21 protein-coding genes and 2 pseudogenes are annotated in these 25,984 nt (G+C 71.8%); 18 read left to right on the top strand and 5 right to left on the bottom strand.

Going from position 1 to position 25,984, the window contains the following annotated elements; genetic code table 11:
- Positions 1-9: 9 nt before the first annotated feature.
- Positions 10-813, bottom strand: coding sequence for a DUF1206 domain-containing protein (locus LOK55_RS04850; protein WP_229934471.1), 804 nt, complete (start codon positions 811-813; stop codon positions 10-12).
- A gap of 2 nt (positions 814-815) precedes the next feature.
- Positions 816-1,442: an acetate uptake transporter family protein gene (locus tag LOK55_RS04845; protein ID WP_229934470.1), complete on the bottom strand. Its 627-nt coding sequence runs from the start codon at positions 1,440-1,442 to the stop codon at positions 816-818.
- A gap of 139 nt (positions 1,443-1,581) precedes the next feature.
- Here LOK55_RS04845 and nusA point away from each other — a divergent pair, with 139 nt between their 5' ends.
- From nusA to rbfA, 4 genes are all read left to right on the top strand, one after another.
- Entirely contained in the window at positions 1,582-2,571 is a 990-nt protein-coding gene (gene nusA, locus LOK55_RS04840; RefSeq protein ID WP_141381122.1) for a transcription termination factor NusA, read from the top strand.
- On the top strand, positions 2,564-2,833 hold the full coding sequence (locus LOK55_RS04835; RefSeq protein WP_308066637.1) for a YlxR family protein: 270 nt from the start codon (positions 2,564-2,566) through the stop codon (positions 2,831-2,833). The genes nusA and LOK55_RS04835 overlap by 8 nt, the downstream gene beginning before the upstream one ends.
- Before the next feature lie 92 nt (positions 2,834-2,925).
- A complete protein-coding gene (gene infB / locus LOK55_RS04830) occupies positions 2,926-5,778 on the top strand; it encodes a translation initiation factor IF-2 (protein ID WP_229934469.1) in 2,853 nt (950 codons plus the stop codon).
- A 70-nt stretch (positions 5,779-5,848) separates the two neighbouring features.
- Positions 5,849-6,289: a 30S ribosome-binding factor RbfA gene (rbfA, locus tag LOK55_RS04825; RefSeq protein ID WP_141381124.1), complete on the top strand. Its 441-nt coding sequence runs from the start codon at positions 5,849-5,851 to the stop codon at positions 6,287-6,289.
- Between the two features lie 84 nt (positions 6,290-6,373).
- On the opposite strand, the gene LOK55_RS04820 is transcribed toward rbfA, so the two are convergent.
- The gene (locus LOK55_RS04820) at positions 6,374-7,252 is read right to left on the bottom strand and encodes an A/G-specific adenine glycosylase (protein WP_229934468.1); all 879 of its coding nucleotides are present in this window, start codon (positions 7,250-7,252) and stop codon (positions 6,374-6,376) included.
- A gap of 44 nt (positions 7,253-7,296) precedes the next feature.
- Between LOK55_RS04820 and truB the strand changes: the two genes are divergently transcribed.
- The 4 genes from truB (at position 7,297) to LOK55_RS04800 (ending at position 10,159) form a co-directional block, all read left to right on the top strand.
- Positions 7,297-8,289 (top strand): tRNA pseudouridine(55) synthase TruB, encoded by a 993-nt coding sequence (truB, locus tag LOK55_RS04815; RefSeq protein ID WP_229934467.1) that lies wholly within the window; start codon positions 7,297-7,299, stop codon positions 8,287-8,289.
- A complete protein-coding gene (locus LOK55_RS04810; RefSeq protein ID WP_141381127.1) occupies positions 8,286-8,654 on the top strand; it encodes a hypothetical protein in 369 nt (122 codons plus the stop codon). Before truB ends, LOK55_RS04810 begins: the two co-directional genes overlap by 4 nt.
- Before the next feature lie 75 nt (positions 8,655-8,729).
- Positions 8,730-9,194, top strand: coding sequence for a hypothetical protein (locus LOK55_RS04805; protein ID WP_229934466.1), 465 nt, complete (start codon positions 8,730-8,732; stop codon positions 9,192-9,194).
- The gene (locus LOK55_RS04800; RefSeq protein ID WP_229934465.1) at positions 9,191-10,159 is read left to right on the top strand and encodes a bifunctional riboflavin kinase/FAD synthetase; all 969 of its coding nucleotides are present in this window, start codon (positions 9,191-9,193) and stop codon (positions 10,157-10,159) included. The genes LOK55_RS04805 and LOK55_RS04800 overlap by 4 nt, the downstream gene beginning before the upstream one ends.
- 89 nt (positions 10,160-10,248) lie before the next feature.
- Here LOK55_RS04800 and deoC read toward each other — a convergent pair whose 3' ends face one another.
- Positions 10,249-10,965, bottom strand: coding sequence for a deoxyribose-phosphate aldolase (gene deoC / locus LOK55_RS04795; RefSeq protein ID WP_229934464.1), 717 nt, complete (start codon positions 10,963-10,965; stop codon positions 10,249-10,251).
- 125 nt (positions 10,966-11,090) lie between these two features.
- On the opposite strand from deoC, the gene LOK55_RS04790 reads away from it, so the two are divergent.
- The 5 genes and pseudogenes from LOK55_RS04790 to LOK55_RS04770 all read left to right on the top strand — a co-directional run bounded on the left by LOK55_RS04790 (position 11,091) and on the right by LOK55_RS04770 (position 18,366).
- Positions 11,091-11,303, top strand: a complete 213-nt coding sequence (locus LOK55_RS04790) for a heavy-metal-associated domain-containing protein (protein ID WP_141381131.1) — start codon at positions 11,091-11,093, stop codon at positions 11,301-11,303.
- Positions 11,300-13,541, top strand: a pseudogene (locus LOK55_RS04785) (heavy metal translocating P-type ATPase). The gene LOK55_RS04790 and the pseudogene LOK55_RS04785 overlap by 4 nt, the downstream one beginning before the upstream one ends.
- A 389-nt stretch (positions 13,542-13,930) precedes the next feature.
- Positions 13,931-16,090, top strand: a complete 2,160-nt coding sequence (locus LOK55_RS04780; protein WP_196323870.1) for a DEAD/DEAH box helicase — start codon at positions 13,931-13,933, stop codon at positions 16,088-16,090.
- A gap of 162 nt (positions 16,091-16,252) precedes the next feature.
- Complete coding sequence (locus tag LOK55_RS04775; RefSeq protein WP_229934463.1) at positions 16,253-17,281, top strand: 6-phosphofructokinase; 1,029 nt, start codon at positions 16,253-16,255, stop codon at positions 17,279-17,281.
- Positions 17,282-17,517: 236 nt separating this feature from the next.
- On the top strand, positions 17,518-18,366 hold the full coding sequence (locus tag LOK55_RS04770; protein WP_196323868.1) for an endonuclease domain-containing protein: 849 nt from the start codon (positions 17,518-17,520) through the stop codon (positions 18,364-18,366).
- 163 nt (positions 18,367-18,529) lie between these two features.
- Here LOK55_RS04770 and LOK55_RS04765 read toward each other — a convergent pair whose 3' ends face one another.
- Entirely contained in the window at positions 18,530-20,653 is a 2,124-nt protein-coding gene (locus LOK55_RS04765) for a S9 family peptidase (protein ID WP_229934462.1), read from the bottom strand.
- A gap of 186 nt (positions 20,654-20,839) precedes the next feature.
- Here LOK55_RS04765 and LOK55_RS04760 point away from each other — a divergent pair, with 186 nt between their 5' ends.
- From LOK55_RS04760 to LOK55_RS04740, 5 genes and pseudogenes are all read left to right on the top strand, one after another.
- Entirely contained in the window at positions 20,840-22,210 is a 1,371-nt protein-coding gene (locus LOK55_RS04760; protein WP_229934461.1) for an inorganic phosphate transporter, read from the top strand.
- Positions 22,207-22,539 carry a peptidase gene (locus LOK55_RS04755; RefSeq protein ID WP_229934460.1) on the top strand — a complete coding sequence of 111 codons (333 nt, stop codon included), beginning with the start codon at positions 22,207-22,209 and terminating at the stop codon, positions 22,537-22,539. The genes LOK55_RS04760 and LOK55_RS04755 overlap by 4 nt, the downstream gene beginning before the upstream one ends.
- 29 nt (positions 22,540-22,568) lie before the next feature.
- Positions 22,569-23,477, top strand: a complete 909-nt coding sequence (locus LOK55_RS04750; protein ID WP_229934459.1) for a metallophosphoesterase — start codon at positions 22,569-22,571, stop codon at positions 23,475-23,477.
- Positions 23,478-23,550: 73 nt separating this feature from the next.
- Positions 23,551-24,246: pseudogene (locus tag LOK55_RS04745) on the top strand (aldo/keto reductase); the annotation flags it as partial.
- 200 nt (positions 24,247-24,446) lie between these two features.
- A complete protein-coding gene (locus LOK55_RS04740; RefSeq protein WP_229934458.1) occupies positions 24,447-25,904 on the top strand; it encodes an aspartate ammonia-lyase in 1,458 nt (485 codons plus the stop codon).
- Positions 25,905-25,984: the final 80 nt, after the last annotated feature.

Here is a 25,984-nt window from a genome sequence, read left to right as displayed (position 1 = left end):
AAGCCCCCGCTACAGCCGCGCGTACCGGGCGCGGAAGAAGAGGAACAGGCCGTACGCGATGAAGCCGACGCCGACGAGCGCGACGAGCAGCGGTCCGAGGAAGAGCCCGCGCAGCGTGGCGAACGCGTCGTCGAGGCCGCCCGCCTGCGAGGCATCCGACGTCACCGCGGCGACGACCAGGAGCACCCCGACGATCGCCAGGGCGATGCCCTTCGCGATGTAGCCGACGACGCCGAGCGTCGTGACGAACGTGCCGAGGGCGCCCGAGGGGATCGTCATCTTCTTCTGGAACGACCGCATCACGCCCATCACGACGAACGCGACACCGCCGGCGGCGACCCCGATGCCGACGAGCGCGAGCACGATCCCGCCGCCGGGAAGCTCCAGCACGCCGCGGCTCGCGTCTTCGGCGCTGCGGTTGCCCTCGGTGCGGGCGCCGAGCGCGACCGACGCCGACACGGTGCCGAGCGCGGCGAAGAAGACCGCCTGCCCCGCCTCCGAGATCCGGCGCCCCCAGGTCTTGGCCGTCGAGGCGTCCCGCAGGACGAAGGCCTCGATCAGGTGGTAGAGCGCCAGCGCCCACAGGAGCACCGCGATGATCCACAGCACCGCGAGGCCGAGCGGCGCGCCCGCGATCGCCCGGAGCGCCCCCGAATGGTCGGCCTCGCCGCTGCCGCCGAAGGCGAGCGTCAGCACCAGCAGGCCGATGAGCACGTGCACGACGCCGCTGGCCGCGTACCCGCCGCGCGCGAGCGCGCGGACGAGCGGGCTCGACTCCACCTGGCGCGCGGCGGACCGCGCGGTGTCGGCCATCCTCACGACTCCGAGTCGGCGGAGCCGGCGATCCACGCCGGGCCGAGCGGGATGACGTGCCGGCCCATCGTGCGCCAGTAGAACTTCTCGATGAGCATGGAGGTCGCGAGGGCGGAGGCCCCGATCAGGAACCATGCGCCGACGACGCCGAGGCCGTCCGCGCCCGAGAAGGCGCCGGTCGCCTCGAGACCGAGGCCGATCCCCACGCACAGGAGCGTCAGCGGCAGGACGGTGTTGTGCGTCGCGCCCGCGACGGCGAAGCCGAACGCGAGCAGCGAGAAGATCAGCATGAACAGGGGTTTGGCGGGCCCGGACACCTCGAAGAATCCGAGCTCGCCGCCGAGGAGGAAGCCGGGCATGCAGATCCAGTACCACCCGAAGGCGTTGTAGACGACGAAGTGGAAGTCGTCGCCGATGAAGTACGACAGCATGCCCGCGGTCACCTGCACGATGCCGCCGAAGGCGGCGCCCACCCAGAACACCGCGCTCTCGTCGTGCACGCCGAGGTGCGCCAGCTGCGCGGTGAGGGTCGCGATGACGAAACCGAGGAGGCCGATCAGCCCGGGATCGGCGGTTCCGCTGTGCCGCCGGGCGCCGGAGCGGGAGGGAGGATCGCCGAGGGTGCTCATGGGGCCAGTATGGCGACCTGCGGGGGCGGACACCACCGGGGCGGGGCGCCTCGCCGCCGCCGCTCAGCGAGGCATCCGGTAAACTCGGCGGAATGACGCGGGGCGAACCCCCGCACGACAGCTGAATAGGGAGGACGTCGTGGACATCGATCTGGGACTGCTGCGGACGGTCGAGCGCGAGAAGGAGATCCCCTTCGAGGAGCTCGTACGGATCATCGAACAGGCCATCCTCACCGCCTATGCCAAGCACACCTCGCCCGACGGCGAGCTGCCCGAGGGTACCCGCGCGGTGCTCGACCGCAAGACCGGTCACGTCGCCGTCTTCGTGCCGCTCCTCGACGAGGAGGGCGCGGTCATCGGCGAGGAGGAGTCGACTCCCGAGGACTTCGGGCGCATCGCCGCCTTCGCCGCCAAGCAGGTGATCGGTCAGCGCCTGCGCGACATCGCCGACGATGCGATCCTCGGCGAGTTCCGCGGCAAGGAGGGCGACATCGTCGCCGGCGTCATTCAGCAGGGCCCGAACCCCCGCATGGTGCACGTCGACCTCGGCACGGTCGAGGCCATCCTCCCGCCCGAAGAGCAGGTCGCCGGCGAGGAGTACCCGCACGGCGCGCGCCTGCGCGTCTACGTGACCTCTGTGTCGAAGGGCCTCAAGGGCCCGCAGATCACCGTGTCGCGCACGCACCCGGGCCTCGTCCGCAAGCTCTTCGCGCTCGAGGTGCCCGAGATCGCGTCGGGCCTCGTCGAGATCACCTCGCTCGCCCGCGAGGCGGGCCACCGCACCAAGATCGCCGTCGTCGCCACCGACCCCGCCATCAACGCCAAGGGCGCCTGCATCGGCGAGCTCGGCCGCCGCGTGCGCGCGGTGACCGAGGAGCTCGGCGGCGAGAAGATCGACATCGTCGACTACGACCCGGAGCTGGCGAAGTTCGTCGCGAACGCGCTATCGCCGGCGAAGGTGACCTCGAGCTTCGTGCTCGACGCGAACACGAAGGCCGTCCGCGCGCTCGTCCCCGACTACCAGCTCTCGCTCGCGATCGGCAAGGAGGGCCAGAACGCCCGCCTCGCGGCCAAGCTCACCGGCGCCAAGATCGACATCCAGCCCGACTCGATTCTCGAGGATGCCTGACGGGGGTAAGATGGATCCCGTTCGAACGTGCGTGGGATGCCGCGCGCGTGCCCCCCGATCCGCCCTGTTGCGGGTCGTCGTGCAGGGCGGCTCGCTCGTCGCAGACGAGAAAGCGGTCCTTCCCGGGCGGGGTGCGTGGGTGCATGACACGGATGCCTGTGTGCAGGCGGCTCTCCGCCGCCGCGCTTTCGGACGAGCATTGCGCGCGTCGGGTTCCCTCGACACGCAGACCTTTCAAGAAACCCACCAGCGAAAAGGCTGAACGGCTATGGACACGAAGTGAACGGCTCGAAATGAGACCCGTCCGCACGTAACGGTCCGCCCTGTCCGGGGTGGACCCCAGACAGGAGAATTGTGGCAAATCCACGAGTGCACGAAATCGCCTCGGAGATCGGCGTCGACAGCAAGGTCGCCCTCGCGAAGCTGAAGGAGCTCGGCGAATACGTCAAGAGCCCTTCCTCGACCATTGCGCCCCCCGTGGCGCGGAAGCTGCGTGCGGCCCTCGAGGCCGACGGCGCGGCGAAGCCCGCTGAGGCCCCCGCCGCCAAGACGACCGCACCGCGGCCGTCGACCGGCGCGCGCCCCGGCCCCGCGAAGCCCGCGGCGCCGACCCCCGGTCCCGCGACGAAGGCCCCCACGGCCGAGCCCGCTGCGGCGCAGACCCCGGCTCCCGCCTCGACGGCGTCGGCGCCTGCGGCCACGTCCGCGCAGAGCGACACGGCCGCGTCCGCGACGCCCGCGTCGACGGCCACGCCCGGCTCGGCGACCCCGACGCCCGGCGCAGGTTCGCCCGGCGCAGGCGCGTCCGGCTCCGGGGCATCCGGCTCCGGGGCATCCGGTTCGGCGACTCCCGCCGCGCCCCGCCCCGGCGGCGCACCGCGCCCCGGCAACAACCCGTTCGCCTCGTCGCAGGGCATGGGGCAGCGCCCCGCCGGCCCGCGCCCGGGCAACAACCCGTTCGCGTCGGCGCAGGGCATGGGCCAGCGCCCGACGCCCGGCAACATCCCGCGCCCGCAGGCGCCGCGCCCCGGCGCGCCCCGCCCCGGCGCGCCCCGCCCCGGCGCCCCGCGCCCCGGTGGTGCCGGTCGCCCCGGCGCCGGTGGCCGTCCCGGCGCTCCGTTCCAGCAGCGTCCCGGCGGCCCCGGCCGTCCCGGCGGCGCCGGCGGCTTCCAGCGTCCCGGCGCGCCCGGCGGCGCTCCCGGCGGGTTCGCCGGTCGTCCCGGCGGTGGCGGCGGCCGTGGCCGTGGCCCCGGCGGCGGCACCGCGGGTGCCTTCGGCAAGGGCGGCGGCAAGTCGAAGCAGCGCAAGTCGCGTCGGGCGAAACGGCAGGAATTCGAGATGAGGGATGCCCCGGTCGTCGGTGGCGTCAACGTCTCGAAGGGCAACGGCGAGATCATCCGTCTCCGTCGCGGCGCGTCGATCGCCGACTTCGCCGACAAGCTCGAGGCGATCCGCGGCTACACCGTGCAGCCCGGCACGCTCGTGACGATCCTCTTCAACCTCGGTGAGATGGCGACGGCGACCGAGTCGCTCGACGAGGCCACCTTCGAGGTGCTCGGCGAGGAGCTCGGCTACAAGATCCAGATGGTCTCGCCCGAGGACGAGGACAAGGAGCTCCTCGAGGGCTTCGGTCTCGACCTGGAGGCCGAACTCGAGGCCGAGAGCGAAGACGACCTCGAGATCCGCCCGCCCGTGGTCACCGTCATGGGCCACGTCGACCACGGTAAGACGCGACTGCTCGACGCGATCCGTCAGACCAACGTGGTCGCCGGCGAGGCCGGTGGCATCACGCAGCACATCGGTGCGTACCAGGTGTGGACCGAGCACGACGGCATCGACCGTGCGATCACCTTCATCGACACCCCGGGTCACGAGGCGTTCACCGCCATGCGTGCCCGCGGTGCGCAGGTGACCGACATCGCGATCCTCGTGGTCGCCGCCGACGATGGCATCATGCCCCAGACGGTGGAGGCCCTGAACCACGCCCAGGCGGCGAACGTGCCGATCGTGGTCGCGGTGAACAAGGTCGACAAGCCCGACGCCAACCCGGCCAAGGTGCGTCAGCAGCTCACCGAGTACGGCCTCGTGGCCGAGGAGTACGGCGGAGACGTCATGTTCGTCGACGTGTCGGCGCGCGAGAACCTCAACATCCAGGCTCTGCTGGATGCGGTGCTCCTCACCGCCGACGCGGGACTCGACCTCACGGCGAACCCGAACAAGGCGGCGCGCGGTGTCGCGATCGAGGCGAAGCTCGACAAGGGCCGCGGAGCGGTCGCGACCGTGCTCATCCAGTCGGGCACGCTGCGCGTCGGCGACGCGATCGTCGCCGGCACGGCCTATGGCCGCGTGCGGGCGATGGTCGACGAGAACGGCGACGCGGTCGAAGAGGCCTGGCCCTCGCGTCCCGTGCAGGTGCAGGGTCTCAACTCGGTCCCGCGCGCGGGCGACACCTTCATCGTCACCGAAGAAGACCGCCTCGCCCGGCAGATCGCCGAGAAGCGTGAGGCCGCCGAGCGCAACGCCCAGCTCGCCAAGGCGCGCAAGCGCATCTCGCTCGAGGACTTCACCCGCGCTCTCGAAGAGGGCAAGGTCGAGTCGCTCAACCTCATCATCAAGGGTGACGTCTCCGGTGCCGTCGAGGCGCTCGAGGAGTCGCTGCTCAAGATCGAGGTCGACGACTCGGTGCAGCTGCGGATCATCCACCGCGGCGTCGGTGCGATCACCGAGTCCGACATCAACCTGGCCACGATCGACAACGCGATCGTGATCGGCTTCAACGTGCGTCCCGACACGAAGGCGCGCGAGCGCGCCGCCCGCGAGGGTGTGGATGTCCGGTTCTACTCGGTCATCTACAACGCGATCGACGACGTCGAGCAGTCGCTCAAGGGCCTGCTCAAGCCGGAGTACGAAGAGGTCCAGTCGGGTGTCGCCGAGATCCGCGAGGTGTTCCGCTCCTCGAAGTTCGGCAACATCGCCGGTGTCATCGTGCGGTCGGGGACGATCACCCGCAACGCGAAGGCACGGGTCATCCGCGACGGCGTCGTCATCGCCGATGGCCTGGCCATCGAGTCGCTGCGCCGCTTCAAGGACGACGTCACCGAGGTGCGCACCGACTTCGAGGCCGGTATCGGTCTCGGCAAGTACAACGACATCCAGATCGGTGACGAGATCGAGACCACCGAGATGGTGGAGAAGCCGCGCGGCTGATCCGACCTTTCCGGGATGCCGCGCTCGAGCTTTCGAGCGCGGCATCCCCGGTCCGTTCCAAGGAGGAACCATGGCATCCGAACGACAGGCACGGCTGGCGGACCGCATCCGCGTGCTCATCGCGGAGCGTCTGGAGAAGGGGCTGCGCGACCCGCGGCTCGGATTCGTGACGATCACCGACGTCCGCGTCACCGGTGACCTGCAGCACGCCTCGGTGTTCTACACCGTGTACGGCGACGACCAGGCCCGTGAGGACACGGCGGCCGCGCTGAAAGCGGCGACCGGCATGCTCCGCAGCGAGGTCGGAAAGCAGCTCGGCGTGCGGCTCACCCCGTCGCTGGAGTTCATCCCCGATGCGCTGCCCGAGAACGCCGGCCACATCGCCGATCTTCTCCGTGAAGCGCAGGAGCGGGATGCCGCTGTCGCCGGTCTCGCCTCGGGCGCCAGCTACGCCGGCGACGCCGACCCGTACCTGAAGCCGCGAGACGACGAAGACGACGACCGGGCCTGAGCGCCCGTCCGTCCCGGGCGTCGCGATGCGGATCGTGTGCGCCGTCGTGATCGCCGAGGCCGACGGCGTCCCGGCGGGGTCGGCCTAGGCGGAGGCACCGCGCGGGAGGCGCAGGAAGCCGTCCGAAGCCTCGACGAGGCCGTCGGCGATGAGCGTGAACAGGGCGCGGTCGCGCTGCGCGGCATCCGGCCAGTCGGATGCCACGGCATCCTGTCGCAGCTCGTGCGCGGCAGACTCGCGCAGCGCGCGCAGGATCGCGCCGCGGGCCTGCCGGTCGCTGCCCTCGTATCGGGCCTGCTTCCGCCGGGCATCGCCCGTGTCGGGGTAGCCGGCCGCCCGCCACGCGCAGATATGCGCGATGGGGCATGCGTCGCATCGCGGTGTGCGGGCGGTGCAGACGAGCGCGCCGAGCTCCATCGCCGCTGCGTTGACGATGGCGGCATCCACGTCGTCTGCGGGGAGCAGCCCCGCCATCGCGGCGAGATCGCGCTTCGACGGGGGCGCCGGCTGCGACCTGCCCTCGAGGGCGCGCGCGAGCACCCGGCGCGTGTTGGTGTCGACGACGGGATGGCGGTCTCCGTACGCGAACACCGCGACAGCGCGCGCGGTGTAGTCCCCGATGCCGGTCAGGGCGAGCAGGGCCTCGACGTCGCGGGGCACGACGCCATCGTGGCGGTCGCGGATCTCCGCCGCCGCTCGGTGCAGCCATAGCGCGCGGCGCGGGTAGCCGAGGTTCGCCCACTGCCGCACCGCCTCAGCGGGCGGGTCGGCCGCGAGGGCCGCGGGCGTCGGCCAGCGGTCGAGCCACGCCTCCAGCAGCGGGATGACCCGGGCGACGGGCGTCTGCTGCAGCATGAACTCGCTCACGAGGATGCCCCACGCCCCGAAACCCGGCCGCCGCCACGGCAGATCGCGCGCCGCGCCCCGGTACCACGCGATCAGCGGGGTCGCGAGGTCGGGCATCCCGCCAGCCTACGTGCCGCGGCGTCGCCGCCTAGGCTGGGAGGATGCCCGACGCGAACCCGACCCCGGCGGCGGACCCGAACCCGGAACCGGCTGACAAACCGGCGGCCCCGACGCCGAACCCGGCCCCGAACGGCATTCTGCTGGTGGACAAGCCCGGCGGCGTCACGAGTCACGACGTCGTCGCCCGCGCGCGCCGCGCGCTGCACACCCGCAAGATCGGCCACGCCGGCACGCTCGATCCGATGGCGACCGGCCTCTTGATCCTCGGCGTCGGCCCCGCGACGCGTCTGCTCACCTACATCGTCGGGCTCGACAAGACGTACGAGGCCACGATCCGGCTCGGCGTGGCCACCGACTCCGACGACGCCGACGGCGCCGTGACCGCACATGCCGAGCCGGCGGCCGTCGCGCGCGTCACCGCCGCCGACATCGCGGCGGGCGTCGCCGACCTCACCGGCGACATCTCGCAGGTGCCGAGCACGGTGTCGGCCATCAAGGTCGGCGGAAGGCGTGCCTATGACCTCGCCCGCGCGGGCGAGGAGGTCGCCCTCAAAGCCCGCGACGTGACGGTCAGTCGGTTCGACGTGCTCGCGGTGCGTCCGGCAACGACCGACGACGGTGCACCGGTGCTCGACCTCGACGTCGTCGTCGACTGCTCGAGCGGCACCTACATCCGCGCGCTCGCCCGCGATCTCGGCGCGGCACTCGGCGTCGGCGGGCACCTGACGGCCCTCCGGCGCACGCGCATCGGCGCGTTCCGCGTCGAGGATGCCGCCGTGGAGATCGACCCCGACATGCCGCTCCGCTCCGCCGCGGGAGTCGCCGCCGCCGTCCTCGGCGCCCTGCCCGTCACCGCTGATGAGGCGCGCGACCTCCGACACGGCAAGCGCCTCCCCGGCGCCGCCGTGCGCCTCGTCGGCGCGGCGACGCCCACGCCCGCCGCGATCGACCCCGACGGCCGCCTGATCGGCATCGTCGAGCGCCGCGGCGACGATCTGAAGAGCGCCATGAACATGGCCGAGGATGCCTCGTGATCGGCTGGTTCGCGATCGTCCAGGTCGTCGTCGCCACCGTCGTGGGAATCGCGGCGATCGCCGCCGGCCTCGCCGGTCGCCGGCCGGGCGACGTGACCGTCGGCGGGATGGCGCTCGTGCTGCTGCTGCTCATCGCACAGGTTGTGATCGCCGTCGTCGCGCCGCTCGTCGGCAACGCACCCGCCGGCAGCCCCATCGAGTTCTGGGCGTACCTGATCGGCGCGCTCCTCATCCCGCCGCTGGCGGTGTTCTGGGCGCTCGTCGAGCGCAGCCGCTGGAGCACCGTCATCATGGGGATCGCCGCGCTCTCCGTCGCCGTCATGGTGTGGCGGATGAACGTCATCTGGACGACACCCGCGCTCTGACCGGTCGGCCGGGCCGCCGCTTGGCCGCCGCCGGCCACCGCCGAGGCATCCATCGGCGCCTATCATGGACAGGTCATGTCTACCCTCGGCACCTCCGCGCCCGCCCGCATGACGGGCATCGGCCGGGTGCTCGTGGTGGTCTACGCGATCATGGCGCTCGCGGCGACGGGACGCTCCGCGGTGCAGATCCTCGAAGACTGGGACAACGCGCCGCTCGCCTACGCGCTGTCGGCGGCCGCCGCCCTCGTGTACATCCTCGCGACCGTCGCCCTGGTGAGATCGGATGCCCGGGGCTGGTACACCGTCGCCTGGATCGCGATCTCGTTCGAGCTCGTCGGTGTGCTGGTCGTCGGCACGCTGAGTCTCACGCACCCCGAACTCTTCTCGCACGACGCGACCGTCTGGTCGGGGTACGGGTACGGGTATTTCTGGGTACCGCTCGTGCTGCCCTTCGTCGGCATCTGGTGGCTGTTGACGCACCGGGGCGGTGCGCCCGTGTACGAGCCGCAGGAAGCGGTCGAAGAGAGGTCGAGCTGGTGAATGTCTTCCGCGCGCCGGGCGACGTGCCCGCCGGGTTCGGGCCGAGCGTGGTCGTCATCGGCAAGTTCGACGGCGTCCACTCCGGGCATCGGTCCGTGATCGACCGCGCCCGCGTCACCGCGACCGACGCGGGGGCACGCGTGGTCGCGGTCACGTTCGACCGCAACCCGCTGAGCCTCCTGTGCCCCGAGCTGTGCCCCGATCCGCTCTCGAGCGTCGATCAGAAGCTCGAGCTGCTCGCCGACGCCGGCGTCGACGCGACGCTCGTGCTCCGCTTCGACGCCGACCTCGCCGGCCTCGCCCCGCGCGCCTTCGTCGAGCACGTGCTCGTCGACGCCCTCGGAGTGGTGATCGTGATGGTCGGCGACGACTTCCGCTTCGGCCGCGGGGGAGCGGGCGACCCGGCGCTGCTCGCCGAGCTCGGTGCCGAGTTCGGCTTCGACGTCGACGTCGTGGGCGACGTGCAGGGCGGCGGCCGCCGCGTCTCGTCCACCTGGGTGCGCGACCTGTTGACGGACGGCGACGTCGAGGGCGCCGCGCGCCTGCTCGGTCGCCCGCACGCCGTGGCGGGCGAGGTCGTCCACGGACTCAAGCGCGGGCGCGAGCTCGGCTTCCCGACCGCGAACCTGTCGCCGGATGCCGAGGGGTTCATCCCCGCCGACGGCGTCTACGCCGGGTGGCTCGTCGACCTCGGCCCGGCGTCCGCGGCATCCGACACCCGCGCGCCCGTCACGCGCTACCCCGCGGCGATCTCGGTGGGCACGAATCCGACGTTCGACGACGTGCCGACGCGGCAGGTCGAGGCGTACGTGCTCGATGAGACGACGCTCGACCTGTACGGCCACCGCGTGCAGATCCTGTTCACGCACCGCATCCGCGGCATGGTCGCGTTCGAGGGGATCGACCGGCTCATCGCGCAAATGACCGACGACGTCGCGCGCGTGCGGGTGGCGCTCCGCGCCTGATCGGGGGCGGAGCCTGGGCCCCGGCGGGACCGCGGCTCGGCGTCTGCTCCCCGGCGGGCCCGCGGGCGGACCGGCCGGGGATCCGTGCGTCAGTACGAGGTGTCGTGGACGGCGCCGGTGGCTTCGTCACCGGCATCCACGCGGCGGGCCTCGCCGAGGATCACGGCGCTGCCGCTCGTGCCGAGGCGCGTCGCGCCGGCGCCCAGCATGGCGAGGGCGTCGGCGTAGCTGCGCACACCGCCGGAGGCCTTGACCTGCACCTCGGGGCCGACGCTCGCGCGCATCAGCTCGACGTGCGGCACGGTCGCGCCGCCGCCGGCGAACCCGGTCGAGGTCTTCACGAAGTCGGCGCCGCCCTGCTCGGTGAGGCGGCTGCCGCGGGCGATCTGCTCGTCGTCGAGGAGCGCGGTCTCGAGGATGACCTTGGTGATGTGACCGGATGCCGCGTCGACGACCGCGGCGATGTCGGCGACGACCTGGTCGTCGAATCCCGAGCGGAGCGCGCCGATGTTGATCACCATGTCGAATTCGCTCGCGCCGTCGGCGAGGGCCTGACGCACCTCGGCGACTTTCGCAGCCGTCGAGGTCGTGCCGTGCGGGAAGCCGATGACGGTGCCGACGGCGACGCCCGTGCCCGCGAGGCGCTCGACGGCGTGCGGGATGTCGCTCGGGCGCACGCACACGCTGAACACCTTCCACTCTGCGGCGATGTCGAGCTCGGCGTCGACGTCGGCCCGGGTGAGCTCGGGCTTGAGGATCGCGTGGTCGATGGTCTCGGCGAGGGCGCGTTCGGTGATCGTGGCCATGGTTCCAGCGTACGCGAGGGGACCGTGGTCGGCGGAGTCGCTCGGGAATACCCCAAGGGGGTATCCTGTTCTCGAACGCTGGAGCGGGTCGCAGCCGGCGACCGGCAGCAACGGAGGAGAGCGGAATGACCGAGCAGACCTACGCCGTCGAGGGAATGACCTGTGCGCACTGCGCGGGCGCCGTCTCGCGCGAGGTGCGCCGCATCGAGGGCGTGTCCGACGTGCGCGTCGACGTCGCCGCGGGAACGCTCACCGTGGGCGCGACCACCCCCGTCTCCGACGACGCGATCGCCGCGGCGGTCGACGAGGCCGGGTACACGGTCGTCACCGCTCGATGAGCGCCGCCGTCGGCACCGCCGCGCGCGCGGGGGGATCGCGCGCGGAGGCCGTGCTCGACATCGAAGGGATGACCTGCGCGAGCTGCGTGGCGCGCGTCGAGAAGCGCCTGCAGAGACTCGACGGCGTCGCGGGATGCTGCGCCTAGCGGCCCCGAACTGAGCGACGCCGCGCCGCTCGATGACGAGGCCGCCGCGACCGAAACGCCCGCGCCTGCCCGCGCCTCCGCTCGCTTTGCGGGGGCGACGCTCCGCACCCGCCTGCTCGTCAGCGCGGTGCTCGCGGTGCCGGTCGTCGCGCTCGGCATGGTTCCGGCGTGGCAGTTCCCCGGCTGGCAGTGGGTCTCGCTCGTGCTGGCGACACCGGTCATCCTCTGGGGCGGCTGGCCGTTCCATCGGGCGACGTTCGCGAACGCGCGACACGGCGCGATGACGATGGACACGCTCATCACGCTCGGCACCGGCGCGGCCTACCTCTGGAGCGTCTGGGCGCTCCTGTTCGGCACCGCGGGCCGCATCGGCATGCGCCACGACGGCGGACTGTTCGACCCCGTGCACGATCCGTCGTCGCTGGTCTACTTCGAGGTCGCCGCGGCCGTCACGGTGTTCCTCTTGCTCGGCCGGTTCGTCGAGCAGCGCTCCAAGCGCCGCGCGGGCGCCTCCGTGCGCGCCCTCATGGAGCTCGCCGCGAAGGACGTCGAGCTCGAAGACGGCACGCGGGTGGACATCGCCCGTCTGCGGGTCGGCGACCGGTTCGTGGTGCGTCCGGGCGAGAAGGTCGCCACCGACGGCGTCGTCGCGGAGGGACGCGCATCGGTCGACGAGAGCATGATCACCGGGGAGTCGGCCCCCGTCGAGGCATCCGTCGGCAGCGCCGTCACGGGCGGCACGCTCGCGGTCGACGGACGCCTGATCGTCACCGCGACCTCGGTCGGCGACGACACGAGGCTCGCGCACCTCGCGCGGCTCGTCGAAGACGCGCAGGCCGGAAAGAGTCGCGTGCAGCGGCTCGCCGACCGCATCTCGGCGGTGTTCGTGCCGATCGTGATCGTGCTGTCGGCCGTGACCCTCCTCGTCTGGATGCTCGTCGGCGGATTCAGCGGCGAGAGCGTCGCCGCCGGGTTCACCGCCGCCGTCGCGGTGCTGATCATCGCCTGCCCCTGCGCACTCGGCCTCGCGACGCCGATCGCGATCCTGGTCGGCACCGGGCGCGGGGCGCAGCTGGGTGTGCTCATCACGGGGCCCGAGGCGCTCGAATCGGCCGAGCGGATCGACACCGTCGTGCTCGACAAGACCGGCACCGTCACTTCGGGCGAGATGACGGTGGTGTCGCTCACGCCGATCGGCGGGGCGGATGCCACGGAGGTCGCCGCACTCGTCGGCGCCCTCGAACACGCGTCGGAGCACCCCGTCGCCCGGGCCATCGCCGCGCTCGCGGGCGGGGCGGCCGCGGGCTCGCTCGCGGGGGAGGGTGGTGCGCCGCTCGCCGTGACCGACTTCGCCGGCCTCGCGGGCCGCGGAGTCACCGGCACCGTCGACGGGCACGCCGTGTTCGCCGGACGTCCGGCGTTCGCCGCCGAGCAGGTCGGCGTGCTCGCCGAGGTCAGCACCGCTGCGGTGGCTGCGGCGGTCGCCGCCGCCGAGGAGCGGGGCGCCACCGCCGTCGTCGCGGGGTGGGACGGCGCGATCCGCGCGGTGATGGCGGTCGGCGACACGGTGCGCCCCGACACCGCGGCAACGGTCGGGCGCCTGCGCCAGATGGGCCTCGACGTCGTCCTCCTCACGGGCGACAACGAAGGTGCCGCGCAGGCGGCGGCAGCGGTCGCGGGCATCGACGAGGTCATCGCGGGCGTGGTGCCGGAACAGAAGGTCGCCGAGATCGCCCGTCTGCAGGCATCCGGTCACCGCGTCGCGATGGTCGGCGACGGCGTCAACGACGCGGCCGCCCTCGCGACCGCCGACCTGGGTCTTGCGATGGGCGGGGGAACGGATGCCGCGATGCACGCGAGCGACATCGCGCTCGCCGGGCACGGGCTCGCCCCGGTCGTCACGGCGCTCTCGCTCAGCCGCCGGACGATGCGGGTCATCCGCGGGAATCTGTTCTGGGCGTTCGCGTACAACGTCGCGGCTCTGCCGCTCGCGGCCTTCGGCCTGCTGAACCCGATGATCGCGGGCGCCGCGATGGCCTTCTCGAGCGTCTTCGTGGTGCTCAACAGCCTGCGCCTGCGCTCCGCCGCCTGACGGCGCGCTCTCCCCGCGCCGCCGGCAGACGGGCATCCAGGCTCTCCGCCACGAGCACGAGCTGCCGACGCGTCAGGTCGGCCGCCTCTCCGGCATCCGTCTCGGGTGCGCCAGCGCGTGACGCGCTTCGAGGCGGGGCGTGCCGGGCCCATCGACCGGGTCGAGCTGACGCTGGCGCTGTGCCTGCATGCCGCCTTCGGCTAGACTGTGAGCCGAGATTCCCGCGTCCCCGTCGCCGCAGCTCGCAGAAGCGAGTACCCGCAGCCGGATCCGCAGGTCTCGCGCATTTCCCCGCGGCATCCGCCGCGGACTTCGACCGGCCGGCCCGTCACGCAACTGATGGGGCCGGTGTCACGCCGGTTCGCCCGGCTTTTCAGCTCAGGAGGAGCATGCCGCCCACGGCATCCACCGCGCCCGCCCGTCGGCGCGGCGCATCGAACCGGGGGTCGTCCGCCCGTCGCGACGACGACGCCCCCCTCATCCCGATCCTCGCCCGCAAGGTGCGCGAGGTCGAGGCCAAGGCCCAGCGCGGAAAGCTCGGGCCCACCAACCGCGTCAAGTTCCAGGTGATCGCCTTCCTCGTCCGCGAGGAACGCGCCCGCGTGAAGGCCGACGAGGAGATCCCCGCCGCCGCGCGCGCCGAGCTGCTCAAGCGCCTCGACGGCGTCGCGACCATCCTCGCCAAGACGGCCGCCCGCGACACCTCGCTCATCCAGCTGCTCGAGGTCGACCAGGCCACCTCGCCGGTCGCCAAGCGCATGCGCCGCGACTGGCTGCTCGAGTCGGGGGCGGAGCTCCCCGAGGACGAGCTGATCATCACCGACGTGGCGCCCGTGCAGACCTCCGTGGTCCCCGCCGCCGTCGCGTCGCGCCAGGTGACCCCGCCGCAGATCGAGGCGCGCCGCGAGGCGAACCCGTTCCTCGCGCCCGACGTGGCGCTGCGCGCCCCGGCATCCACCGCCCGTCGTCGCCTCGACGGCTGGGAGCTCATGGGCCCGCTGTACAAGGCGTTCGAGACCGGCGCCGGCGGAGCGAACGCCTCGATGGAGCTGCCGCCCGTCCCCGAGTTCGACCGCCTCTCGCCCAAGGGGCTCGAGATCATGCCGCACCAGTCGCGGTTCCTCGAGTCGGTGCGCGCGGGACACCGCTCGTTCCTCCTCGCCGACGAGCCGGGCCTCGGCAAGACGGCGCAGTCGGTGCTCGCGGCATCCGTCGCGAACGCGTACCCGCTGCTGGCCGTCGTCCCCAACGTCGTCAAGATGAACTGGGCGCGCGAGGTCGAGCGGTGGACGCCGCAGCGCCGTGCGACGGTCATCCACGGCGACGGCGACCAGGTCGACGCCTTCGCCGACGTGTTCATCGTCAACTACGAGGTGCTCGACCGGCACCTGTCGTGGCTCTCTTCGCTGGGCCTTCGCGGCATGGTGGTCGACGAGGCGCACTTCATCAAGAACCTCGGCTCGCAGCGCTCGCAGAACGTGCTCGCGCTCGGCGCGCGCATCCGCGAGCAGGTGAGCGACCCGCTCATGCTCGCCCTCACCGGCACACCGCTGATCAACGACGTCGAGGACTTCGACGCGATCTGGCGCTTCCTCGGCTGGACGAACGGCGAGAAGCCCGGTCCGGAGCTGATGGCGAAGCTGGATGCCACGGGCTTCACCCCCGCCGACAAGGCCTTCTATCCCGAAGCGCGCGACGCCGTCATCTCGATGGGCATCGTGCGCCGCAAGAAGAAGGACGTCGCCGCCGATCTCCCCGACAAGCTGATCGCCGATCTGCCCGTCGAGCTCGACGACGAGTACGGCCGCTCGATCCGTGAGGCCGAGCGCGAGCTCGGCGAGCGGCTCGCGGCCAAGTACCGCCGCATCATCGAGGCGCGCGGTGACCGGGTCATCCGCGGCGAGGCCGATGACGACATCGTGCGCCTCGTCGCGCACGGCGAGCTCGAAGAGGCCAAGGCCGCCGGTGCCGGCGCCGACAACGTGTTCACCATGGTGCGGAAGATCGGTCAGGCGAAGGCCCTGCTCGCGGCCGACTACGCCGCGCAGCTGCAGCGCTCGGTCGGCAAGGTCGTGTTCTTCGCGAAGCACATCGACGTGATGGATGCCGCGGAGGCGCATTTCGCGCAGGCGGGGCTTCGCACCGTCTCGATCCGCGGCGACCAGACGACCACCGCCCGCCAGCAGGCCATCGACGCATTCAACAACGATCCGGACGTCGCGATCGCGGTCTGCTCCTTGACTGCCGCCGGCGTCGGGGTCAACATGCAGGCGGCCTCGAACGTCGTGCTCGCCGAGCTGTCGTGGACGGCCGCCGAGCAGACCCAGGCGATCGACCGTGTGCACCGGATCGGGCAGGACGAGCCCGTCACGGCGTGGCGGATCATCGCGGCGCACACGATCGACACGAAGATCGCCGAGCTGATCGACTCGAAGCAGTCGCTGGCCGCACGCGCCCTCGACGGCGAGCAGGTCGACCCGACCTCGAGCGATTCGGTGCAGCTGTCGGCGCTCATGCATCTGCTCCGCCAGGCGCTCGGAGCCGACTGAGGCATCCATCCCGCGTCGCGCCCCGGCGCGGAGCGCGCACCGAGCCCGCCGTCTATTTAGGACGGCGGGCTCGGTGGCATCCGCGCCCGTTCCGGCGATAGTGTCGACAGAGGCACCGACGCCCCTGACATCCCCAGCGACATCCAACCGAAGGATCCCCACATGAAGATCGGCATCCTCACCAGCGGCGGCGACTGCCCCGGCCTGAACGCGGTCATCCGCGCCGTGGTCCTCAAGGGCACCACGACCTACAACATCGAGTTCGTCGGCATCCGCGACGGGTGGCGCGGCGTCGTCGACGGTGATTTCTTCCCGCTGACGCGCCACGAGGTGAGGGGGCTCTCAAAGGTCGGCGGCACGATCCTCGGCACCTCGCGGACGAACCCCTACGAGGGCCCGCGCGGCGGCGCCGAGAACATCAAGGCGACGCTGTACCGCCACCACATCGACGGCATCATCGCGATCGGCGGCGAGGGCACGCTTGCGGCGGCGAACCGCCTCTACAACGACGGCATCAACGTCATGGGCGTGCCGAAGACGATCGACAACGACCTGCGCGCGACCGATTACTCGTTCGGTTTCGACACCGCCGTCAACATCGCCACCGAGGCGATGGACCGCCTGCGCACGACCGGCGACTCGCACCAGCGCTGCATGGTCGCCGAGGTCATGGGTCGCCACGTTGGGTGGATCGCGCTGCACTCGGGCATCGCCGCGGGCGCGCACGTGATCTGCATCCCCGAGGTGCCGATGTCGATCGACGAGATCACCGCGCAGGTGCAGAAGGCCCACGACCGCGGCCGCGCGCCGCTCGTCGTCGTGTCGGAGGGCTTCACCCTCACCGGCATGGACGAGGCCTACAGCGACAAGGGGCTCGACGCCTTCAACCGCCCGCGCCTGGGCGGCATCAGCGAGATCCTCGCGCCCGAGATCGAGCGCATCACGGGCATCGAGACGCGTGCGACCGTGCTCGGCCACATCCAGCGCGGCGGCTCGCCGTCGGCCTTCGACCGCGTGCTCGCGACGCGGCTGGGCCTGCACGCGGCCGACGTCGTCGCGGAAGAGGCCTGGGGCCAGATGGTCTCGCTCAAGGGCACCGACATCGTGCGCGTGCCGTTCGAGGACGCGCTCGGCGAGCTCAACACCGTGCCGCTGTACCGCTACGAAGAGGCCGCCGCGCTCTTCGGGTGACGCTCGCGCGTCACGGACGCAGGACAAATCACCGTGGCAGGACGGAATCCACCGGATCCGTCCTGCCTTCGTGATTTGTCCTGCCTCGGTGATGTGGCGTGGGGTGATGTGGCGTGGGGTGATGTGGCGTCGCGTGGGGGCCGGCGCCTCCTCCCCAGGCGGGTGGATGCCAGGGTTCTCCACCGATCGCGCCGATCGCGTCCCACGGGCGAGAGCTCCGCGCGATGCTGGCGGGCATGAGATCGCACGCAGAGCTCGTCGCCTGGCTGCACGCCCGGGGCGGGATCGCCCACACGACGGCTCTCCGCGACGCCGGCTTCACGACCCATGGCATCCGCCAGGCGGTCCGCGGGGGCGCCGCGCACTGGGAGCGGCGGTCGTGGTTGGCGCTCGCCGGCGCCGATCCGGTGCTCCGACAGGCGGCGGCGCTCGGCGCGCGCGTCACCTGCCTCACGGCGGCCGCGCGGGCGGGGCTGTGGACGCCCGCGCACGACGAGCTCCACCTCTCGGTGCCGCCGACGGCCGCCCGGCGCGACCCGACCGGCGTGCGCCTGCACTGGGGAGTCGCGCCGATGCCGGTCGCCCGCACCACCCTGATCGAGCCCGTCATCAACGTCCTCGCGCACGTCGCGGGGTGCGCCGCGCCCGCCGACGCGCTGTGCGTGTGGGAGTCGGCGCTCCGGAAGGGCGCCGTGCAGCCGGGAGTGCTCACCGGCGTGCGGTGGCGGGGATCTGCGCAGCAGCTAGCAGCACTGGCATCCGTCCTGTCCGATTCGGGGCTCGAGACGCGCTTCGTCGTGCTCATGCGCGGGCTGGGTGTGGAGGTGCGCCAGCAGGTGTGGATCGACGGGCATCCGGTCGACGGGCTCATCGGGGAGCGGCTGGTCGTGCAGCTCGACGGCTTCGCGCACCATCAAGGTGCCGATCGTCGACGCGACCTCCGCGCCGACGCGCGCCTCGTGCTGCTCGGCTACACGGTGCTGCGCTTCGACCTCGTGCAGCTCCTCTTCCACCCCGACGAGGTCGTCGCGACGATCGCCACGGCCCTCGCGCAGCAGCGCCACCTGACGTCGGCGCTGCGCTGATCCCGCCTCGCCGCGCATCACCGGCGCAGGACAAATCACCGGCGCAGGACGAAACCACCCCGAGGCATCCTGCCTCCGTGAGATCTCCTGCCTCGGTGATGCTCCACACCACCGCCACATGCCCCACGCAGCCACCGGGCCAGGCGAAGCGGATGCCCCGGACTCAGTCCTCGGCGAGGCCGAGCACGTCGAGCAGCCACGCCAGCTCGAACGCGCGCTGGTGCCAGGCGTTGTAGCGGCCCGAGACGCCGCCGTGTCCGGCGACCATCTCGCACTTGAGCAGCGCGTCCGCTCCCACCGCGCGCAGGCGCGCGACCCACTTCGCCGGCTCGACGTAGTACACCCGGGTGTCGTTGAGCGAGGTCGTCGCGAGGATCCGCGGGTAGTCGACCCCCTCGCGCACGTTCTCGTACGGCGTGTACGTCTTCATGTACTCGTAGACCGACGGGTCGTGCAGCGGGTCGCCCCACTCATCCCACTCGATCACCGTGAGCGGCAGCGACGGGTCGAGGATCGTCGTCAGGGCATCCACGAACGGCACGTCGGCGAGGATGCCGGCGAACAGCTCCGGTGCGAGGTTCGCGACGGCGCCCATCAGCAGGCCGCCCGCCGAGCCGCCCTCGGCGACCAGCCGCGAGGGAGAGGTGACGCCGGATGCCACGAGGTGCCGCGCCACCGCGACGAAGTCGGTGAACGTGTTGCGCTTTCTTCCGAGCTTGCCGTCCTCGTACCACTGCCGCCCCAACTCGCCGCCGCCGCGGACGTGCGCGATCGCGAACACGACGCCGCGGTCGAGCATCGACAGCCGCGCCACCGAGAACCCCGGTTCGATGGAGTGCTCGTACGAGCCGTATCCGTACAGGTGCACCGGGCGCGGCTCACCCGCGCCGGGCTCGCCGAACGAGCGCTTCCAGACGAGCGACACCGGCACGCGGGTGCCGTCGTCGGCGGCCACCCACTCGCGGCGCTGCGCGTAGTCGGAGGGCGAGTAGCCGCCGAGCACGGGCTGCCGCTTGCGCAGCAGGAACTCGCCGGTCGCCACGACGTAGTCGTAGACGGTGCCGGGCGTGATGAACGAGCCGTAGCCGAGGCGCACGATCGGCGTCGCCCACTCGGGGTTGCCGCCCGCGCCGGCCGCGTAGAGCTCTTCGTCGAAGTCGAGCTCGTCGATCGCGCCGGTCTCGTAGGAGAGGATGCCGAGGCGCGCGAGCCCCTCGCGGCGGTACGACACGACCGCCCAGTCGCGGAACGCCGACACGTCGAGAAGCCGCCGCCCGGGCTCGTGCGCCGAGATGACGGTGCGCGGCCCGGTCGGGTCGTCGGCCGCGACGCGGACGAGCTCGAAGTCGAGCGCGCCGTCGTTGTGCACGATATAGAGCACGTCCTCGCCGCCGACGACGGCGTGGGTCGCGGAGTACTCGACCCCTTCGCGGCGCGGCCAGATCGAGCGGGGCGGCGTGCGGAGGTCGGATGCCGGCACGAGGTATTCCTCGGTCGTGATGGAGGAGCCCACGTCGATCACGAGGTAGTGCTCGCTGCGGGTGAAGCCCGCCCCGACCCAGTACCGTTCGTCGGGTTCGTGGAAGAGGCGGACGTCCGCGGTGGCATCCGTTCCCACCTCGTGCAGCCATACCGAGTCGGGCCGCCAGGCGTCGTCCATCGTCGTGTAGACCACGAACCGGCCGTCGGGCGAGAAGCAGGCGCCCGCGGAGGTGTTCTCGACGACGTCGTCGAGGTCGGCGCCGGTGGCGAGGTCGCGCACGCGCAGTGAGTAGCGCTCGTCGCCCTCGACGTCGACGCCGTACAGCAGCCGGGTGCCGTCGGTGGAGACGTCGAAGCTGCCGAGCGAGAAGAACTCGTGGCCGGCCGCGGCCTCGTTGCCGTCGAGCAGCACCTGCTCGCCGGGCACGTCGACGCCGGGCGTCAGCGCCGGGGGAGTCCAGTCCTCCGGGGAGGCGAGCGGTGCGCGGCAGTGGATGCCGTACTGCTGCCCCTCGACCGTGCGGCCGTAGTACCACCACTCGCCCTGCCGGGTGGGCACCGACAGGTCGGTCTCGAGGGTGCGCGAGCGGATCTCCTCGAAGATCCGCTGGCGGAGCGGGGCGAGGTGCGCCGTGCGGGCCTCGGTGTAGGCGTTCTCGGCCTCGAGGTGGGCGATCACGGCGGGGTCCTCTTTGGCGCGCAGCCACTCGTAGTCGTCGACGACGTCGTCGCCGTGATGCGTGCGGGTGGTCGGGTGGACGACGGCGCGGGGTCCCGCGCTGCCGCCGAGAGGGGCGCTGCTCACCCTTCCACGCTAGTCGACGCCGGGGTGCGGGGGCCGTTTGCTCCGGCTCCCGCGTCCCGCAGACACGCCGCGATGTGCGAAGATTTCTGAGGTCCGGTTGCCGGAGCATGAACCCACGGTGAACTCTTCGTTCGCACCGCCGATTCCGTCGGCTCCCTTTTTCCTCTCTCCCGACGAAAGCGAACTGTGGAAACCGCTGCCCTCATCGTCGTGCTGGTGATCGTGCTGGCGCTCTTCTTCGACTTCACCAACGGCTTCCACGACACGGCGAACGCCATGGCGACGCCGATCGCAACCGGTGCGCTCAAGCCCAAGGTCGCCGTCATGCTCGCCGCGAGTCTCAACCTCGTCGGCGCGTTCCTGTCGACGGAGGTCTCCAAGACCATCTCGCACGGGATCATCCGCGAAGACCAGATCACACCGATCGACTTCCTCCCGATCATCTTCGCCGGGCTCATCGGTGCGATCGTCTGGAACATGCTCACCTGGCTGCTGGGCCTTCCCTCCAGCTCGTCGCACGCGCTGTTCGGCGGCCTGATCGGCGCCACGCTCGTCGGCGCGAGCGCGCAGGCGATCGATTTCGGCATGGTGCTGAGCAAGGTCGTGCTGCCCGCGCTCATCGCCCCGTTCACGGCCGGGGTGATCGCCTTCCTCGCGACCCGCCTCGCCTACGCGATCACCCGCCGCTACGACAACAAGCCCGACGGCCGCGACGGGTTCCGCTGGGGCCAGATCTTCACCTCATCCCTCGTCGCCCTCGCGCACGGCACCAACGACGCGCAGAAGACGATGGGCGTCATCACCCTCGCCCTCATCATGGTCGGTTGGCAGGATGTCTCGCACGCCGATCCCCAGACCTGGGTGATCTTCGCGTGCGCGTTCACGATCGCGCTCGGCACGTACATGGGCGGCTGGCGCATCATCCGCACCCTCGGTAAGGGGCTCACCGACGTCAAGCCCGCGCAGGGCTTCTCGGCCGAGACCTCCACGGCCGCCACGATCCTCGCCTCGAGCGCGCTCGGCTTCGCCCTCTCGACGACGCAGGTCGCCTCGGGCTCGGTGATCGGCTCGGGTCTCGGCCGCCGCGGATCGACGGTGCGCTGGGGGACGGTCGGGCGCATCGCGGTCGGCTGGGTGCTGACCCTGCCCGCCTCCGCCGCGGTCGGCGCGTTGGCGGCGCTCCTCGTCGTATGGTTCGGCCCGTGGGGCATCCTCATCGACGCCGTGCTCGCGGTCATCGTCATCGTGGGCCTCTTCCTGCGCTCGCGCCGCGACCAGGTCGACGCCGGCAACGCGATGAGCGAAGTCGCCGACTCGGGCCACGCGGTCAAGGTGCCGCGCAAGGCCCCGCCAACCCGCCGCCAGCGCGCGATCGCGCGCGAGGAGGCGCGGCTGAAGGCCGAGGCCGAGGCCCGCGCGAAGGCGGAGCGCAAGCAGCAGAAGGCCCGCGAGAAGCAGCAGGCCAAGGCGGATGCCCGCCGGGTCGCCGACGATCGGCGCGGGGCGGAACGCAGTGGCTCCGAACATGGCAGCGAGGGGAAGGGATCCCAGCGATGAGCATCGAGGTCGACTGGTTCGCATTCGTGCAGGTGTTCGTCGCCGCCCTGATCGGCGCGCTCCTGGTGGTCGGCTTCTACGCGATGGGCCTGCGGCTGCTCGTGCGCGCGGGCCGGGCGCCGGTCGTCGCGCCGGCGGAGTTCACCGACGCGATCACCGTGATCAGCGAGAAGGATGCGCGCCGCGCGGCGAAGGCGGCGGCCAACGCCGCCAAGAAGAGCCCGCTCACCGACGCGCAGAAGCAGGCGGCGCTGGTGGGCGCGTACGCGTCGTTCACGATGTGCGCGCTCGCGGTGCTGGCGGGCCTCGCGCTCATCGTCGTCAAGTGAGTGTCGCGGTGTCGGCCTAGGCTGAGGCCATGGTCTCGGCGCACCCGCAGTTCGGTCAGCATCCGCCGGCGCGGCGCGTGATCGTCCACCTCAGCGATACGCACCTGCTCGCCGGCAATCGGCCCCTCGGAGGCCGCTACGACACCGCCGCGAACCTCACCGCCACCCTCGCGGCGGTCGAGCGCACCGGCGTCCGCCCCGATGCGATCGTCTTCACCGGAGACCTCACCGACCTCGGCGAGCCCGAGGCCTACGCGGCCCTGCGCGCCGAGGTCGAGCCGTTCGCCGCCCGCCTCGGGGCACCGCTCGTGTGGGTGGCCGGAAACCACGACGAGCGGCCCGCGCTGCGCGCCGCACTCCTGGGCGCCGCGCCCACCGAGGAGCCGGTGACGGGGGTGTGGGACCTCGACGGCCTGCGTTTGATCGCGCTCGACTCGACGGTGCCCGGGTGGCATCACGGCGACCTCGACCCGGGCCAGCTCGAGTGGCTCCGCGGCGTGCTCGCCGAACCCGCCCCGCTCGGCACGATCCTGGCCCTCCACCACCCGCCGCTGCCGAGCCACATCCCGTTCTTCGACATCCTCGAGCTCCGCCATCAGGACGCGCTCGCCGGCGTCATCGCGGGCACCGACGTGCGCGCGATCCTCGCCGGGCACCTGCACTACTCGACGTCGGGCACGTTCGCGGGGGTGCCGGTGAGCGTGGCATCCGCCACCTGCTACACGATGAACCTGCAGCGCCCGCCCGCAGAGGTCAACGGCATGGATGCCGGGCAGTCGTTCCATCTCGTGCACGTCTACGACGACACGATCACCCACGCCGTCGTGCCGGTCGGCGAGGCCGAGACGGCCGAGTTCTTCTCCGCGGAATGGCTCGAGCGGATGGCGGCGCTCAGCCCCGACGAGCGCATGGAGGCCTTTTCGCGCAAACCCGCTTGACTGGCCGCGTCGAGGAGCGTGACACCGCGGTCGAGGGCGCCGAGGATCGTGCGCGCGCCGCCAACGTCGTCCTGCCGGCCTCGACGGCTCCCCAGCGAACGTCCGTCTCGCGGTCGAGGGCTCGCTGCGGCGCCTCCGCACCGACCGGATCGAACTGTACTACCAGCACCGGACGGACCCGGCGGTGCCGATCGAGGAGACCGTCGGCGCGCTCGCCGAGCTGATCGCGGAGGGGAAGATCCGCGGATACGGCCTGTCCGAGGCATCCGTCGCGACGATCCGCCGAGCGCACGCCGTGCACCCGGTCACCGCCGTCCAGACCGAGTACTCGCTCTGGACGCGTGACCCCGAGACGGAGCTGCTGCCCGCCCTCCGTGAGCTCGGCATCGGCTTCGTGCCGTACTCGCCGCTCGGCCGCGGCTTCCTCACCGGCGCGATCCGCTCGGTCGACACGCTCGACGAGAAGGACTTCCGCCGCAGTAACCCGCGGTTCGCCGACGGCGCCCTGGATGCCAACCTGGCCATCGTCGAGGTGATCGAGCGTGTCGCGGCCGAGGCCGGGGCGACGCCCGCGCAGGTCGCGCTGGCCTGGCTGCTGGCGCAGGGGGAGGGGATCGCGCCCATCCCCGGCACACGCCGCCTCGAGCGACTGGAGGAGAACATCGGAGCCGACGCGCTCGTGCTCACGCCGGCGCAGCTCGCGGAGCTCGACGCGGTCGCCGCACCCGTCGGCGACCGCTACGCGGACATGTCCGCCGTCAACCGCTGACGCGCCGGCCGCAGGGCCACTGAGGCGCCGCAGGGCCACGGAGGCGCCGCGGGGCCACGGAGGCGCGCGGCCGCCGAACGCCTCCGCCGCGGCGGAGCGTCCCCGCATCACGTCGTACACGACGTACAGCGAGGTGCGGGGTCGGCGGGGTTAGGCTCGGGGGGACCCATCCGAGGCGACGACCCACAAGGACAGCACTCATGGCACAGGACGCAGCGACGCGCACCGAGACCGACTCCCTGGGATCCATGGAGATTCCCGCCGATGCCTACTGGGGCATCCACACCGCCCGCGCTCTGGAGAACTTCCCCATCTCCATGCGCCCGATCTCGGTCTACCGTGATCTCGTCAAGGCGCTCGCGATGGTCAAGCAGGCCTCCGCCCGCGCGAACCGGCAGATCGGCGTGCTCGACCCGGCCCTCGCCGACCTCATCGACCGGGCCGCGCAGCGGGTGATCGACGGCGAGTTCCACGATCAGTTCGTCGTCGGCGTCGTGCAGGGCGGCGCCGGCACGTCGACCAACATGAACGCCAACGAGGTCATCACCAACATCGCCCTCGAGATGGCGGGCCGGCAGAAGGGCGACTACGCCTTCCTCTCGCCGATCGACCACACGAACCGCTCGCAGTCGACCAACGACGTCTACCCGACGGCCGTGAAGATCGGCCTGAGCCTCGACCTCGTCACGCTCCTCGAAGAGCTCGATCTGCTGAAGCAGTCGTTCATGGGCAAGGCCGTTGAGTTCCACGACATCCTCAAGATCGGGCGCACGCAGCTGCAGGACGCCGTGCCGATGACCCTCGGGCAGGAGTTCCACGGCTTCGCCACGACGCTCGGCTACGACCACCAGCGTCTCACCGAGAACGCGAACCTCATGTTCGAGATCAACATGGGCGCGACCGCGATCGGCACGGGCATCACGACCCACCCGGGCTACGCCCCCGCGGTGCTCGCGCACCTGCGCGAGATCACCGGCCTCGACCTCGTCACCGCCGACGACCTCGTCGAGGCGACGAGCGACACCGGGTCGTTCATGTCGTTCTCGTCGACCCTCAAGCGCAACGCGATGAAGCTGTCGAAGATCTGCAACGACCTGCGGCTGCTCTCCTCGGGACCGCAGGCCGGGCTCGGCGAGATCAACCTGCCCGCGCAGCAGGCGGGGTCGTCCATCATGCCAGGCAAGGTCAACCCGGTGATCCCCGAGGTCGTGAACCAGGTCGCCTTCTCGGTCGCCGGCGCCGACCTCACCGTGACGATGGCCTCCGAGGCCGGGCAGCTGCAGTTGAACGCCTTCGAGCCGATCATCGCGCACTCGATCTTCCAGTCGATCACCTGGATGCGCCGGGCGATGCGCACCCTCCGCGTGCACTGCGTCGACGGCATCACCGCCAACCGGGACCGCCTGGGGGCGATGGTCGGCTCGTCGGTCGGCGTCGTGACGGCGCTCACCCCCTTCATCGGCTACGCGGCATCCGCCGCCCTCGCCAAGACCGCGCTGCTGACCCACCGCAACGTCGGCGACCTCGTCGTGGAGGCGGGGCTCATGACCCGCGAAGAGGTGGACAAGCAGCTCTCGCCGGCGCGGCTGTCGGGGTTGGAGGCGATCACGCAGGCGATCCCGGTGATCCAGCCGGCCGAGAACCTCGTCGAGAGCTGACGGCGCGGGCGCTGGCACGGGCGGCGACGGACCGATAGCGTCGGAGGGCCGGGACACCGGCGCGATTTTCCGCAACCCAG

Origin of the sequence: Microbacterium sp. F2E, from assembly GCF_020905435.1 — a bacterium.
Lineage (GTDB): Bacteria > Actinomycetota > Actinomycetes > Actinomycetales > Microbacteriaceae > Microbacterium > Microbacterium lacticum.
This window is presented reverse-complemented; position numbering and strand designations above follow the sequence as displayed.

Excerpts from the sequence above, each read along its gene's own strand:
- LOK55_RS04845 (WP_229934470.1), bottom strand. The coding sequence starts at position 1,442 with ATGAGCACCCTCGGCGATCCTCCCTCCCGCTCCGGCGCCCGGCGGCAC.
- deoC (WP_229934464.1), bottom strand. The coding sequence starts at position 10,965 with ATGGCCACGATCACCGAACGCGCCCTCGCCGAGACCATCGACCACGCG.
- truB (WP_229934467.1), top strand. The coding sequence starts at position 7,297 with ATGCCCGACGCGAACCCGACCCCGGCGGCGGACCCGAACCCGGAACCG.
- LOK55_RS04740 (WP_229934458.1), top strand. The coding sequence starts at position 24,447 with ATGGCACAGGACGCAGCGACGCGCACCGAGACCGACTCCCTGGGATCC.
- LOK55_RS04835 (WP_308066637.1), top strand. The coding sequence starts at position 2,564 with ATGCCTGACGGGGGTAAGATGGATCCCGTTCGAACGTGCGTGGGATGC.
- LOK55_RS04770 (WP_196323868.1), top strand. The coding sequence starts at position 17,518 with ATGAGATCGCACGCAGAGCTCGTCGCCTGGCTGCACGCCCGGGGCGGG.
- LOK55_RS04750 (WP_229934459.1), top strand. The coding sequence starts at position 22,569 with ATGGTCTCGGCGCACCCGCAGTTCGGTCAGCATCCGCCGGCGCGGCGC.
- rbfA (WP_141381124.1), top strand. The coding sequence starts at position 5,849 with ATGGCATCCGAACGACAGGCACGGCTGGCGGACCGCATCCGCGTGCTC.
- LOK55_RS04820 (WP_229934468.1), bottom strand. The coding sequence starts at position 7,252 with ATGCCCGACCTCGCGACCCCGCTGATCGCGTGGTACCGGGGCGCGGCG.
- LOK55_RS04775 (WP_229934463.1), top strand. The coding sequence starts at position 16,253 with ATGAAGATCGGCATCCTCACCAGCGGCGGCGACTGCCCCGGCCTGAAC.
- LOK55_RS04790 (WP_141381131.1), top strand. The coding sequence starts at position 11,091 with ATGACCGAGCAGACCTACGCCGTCGAGGGAATGACCTGTGCGCACTGC.
- LOK55_RS04780 (WP_196323870.1), top strand. The coding sequence starts at position 13,931 with ATGCCGCCCACGGCATCCACCGCGCCCGCCCGTCGGCGCGGCGCATCG.
- LOK55_RS04805 (WP_229934466.1), top strand. The coding sequence starts at position 8,730 with ATGTCTACCCTCGGCACCTCCGCGCCCGCCCGCATGACGGGCATCGGC.
- LOK55_RS04850 (WP_229934471.1), bottom strand. The coding sequence starts at position 813 with ATGGCCGACACCGCGCGGTCCGCCGCGCGCCAGGTGGAGTCGAGCCCG.
- LOK55_RS04755 (WP_229934460.1), top strand. The coding sequence starts at position 22,207 with ATGAGCATCGAGGTCGACTGGTTCGCATTCGTGCAGGTGTTCGTCGCC.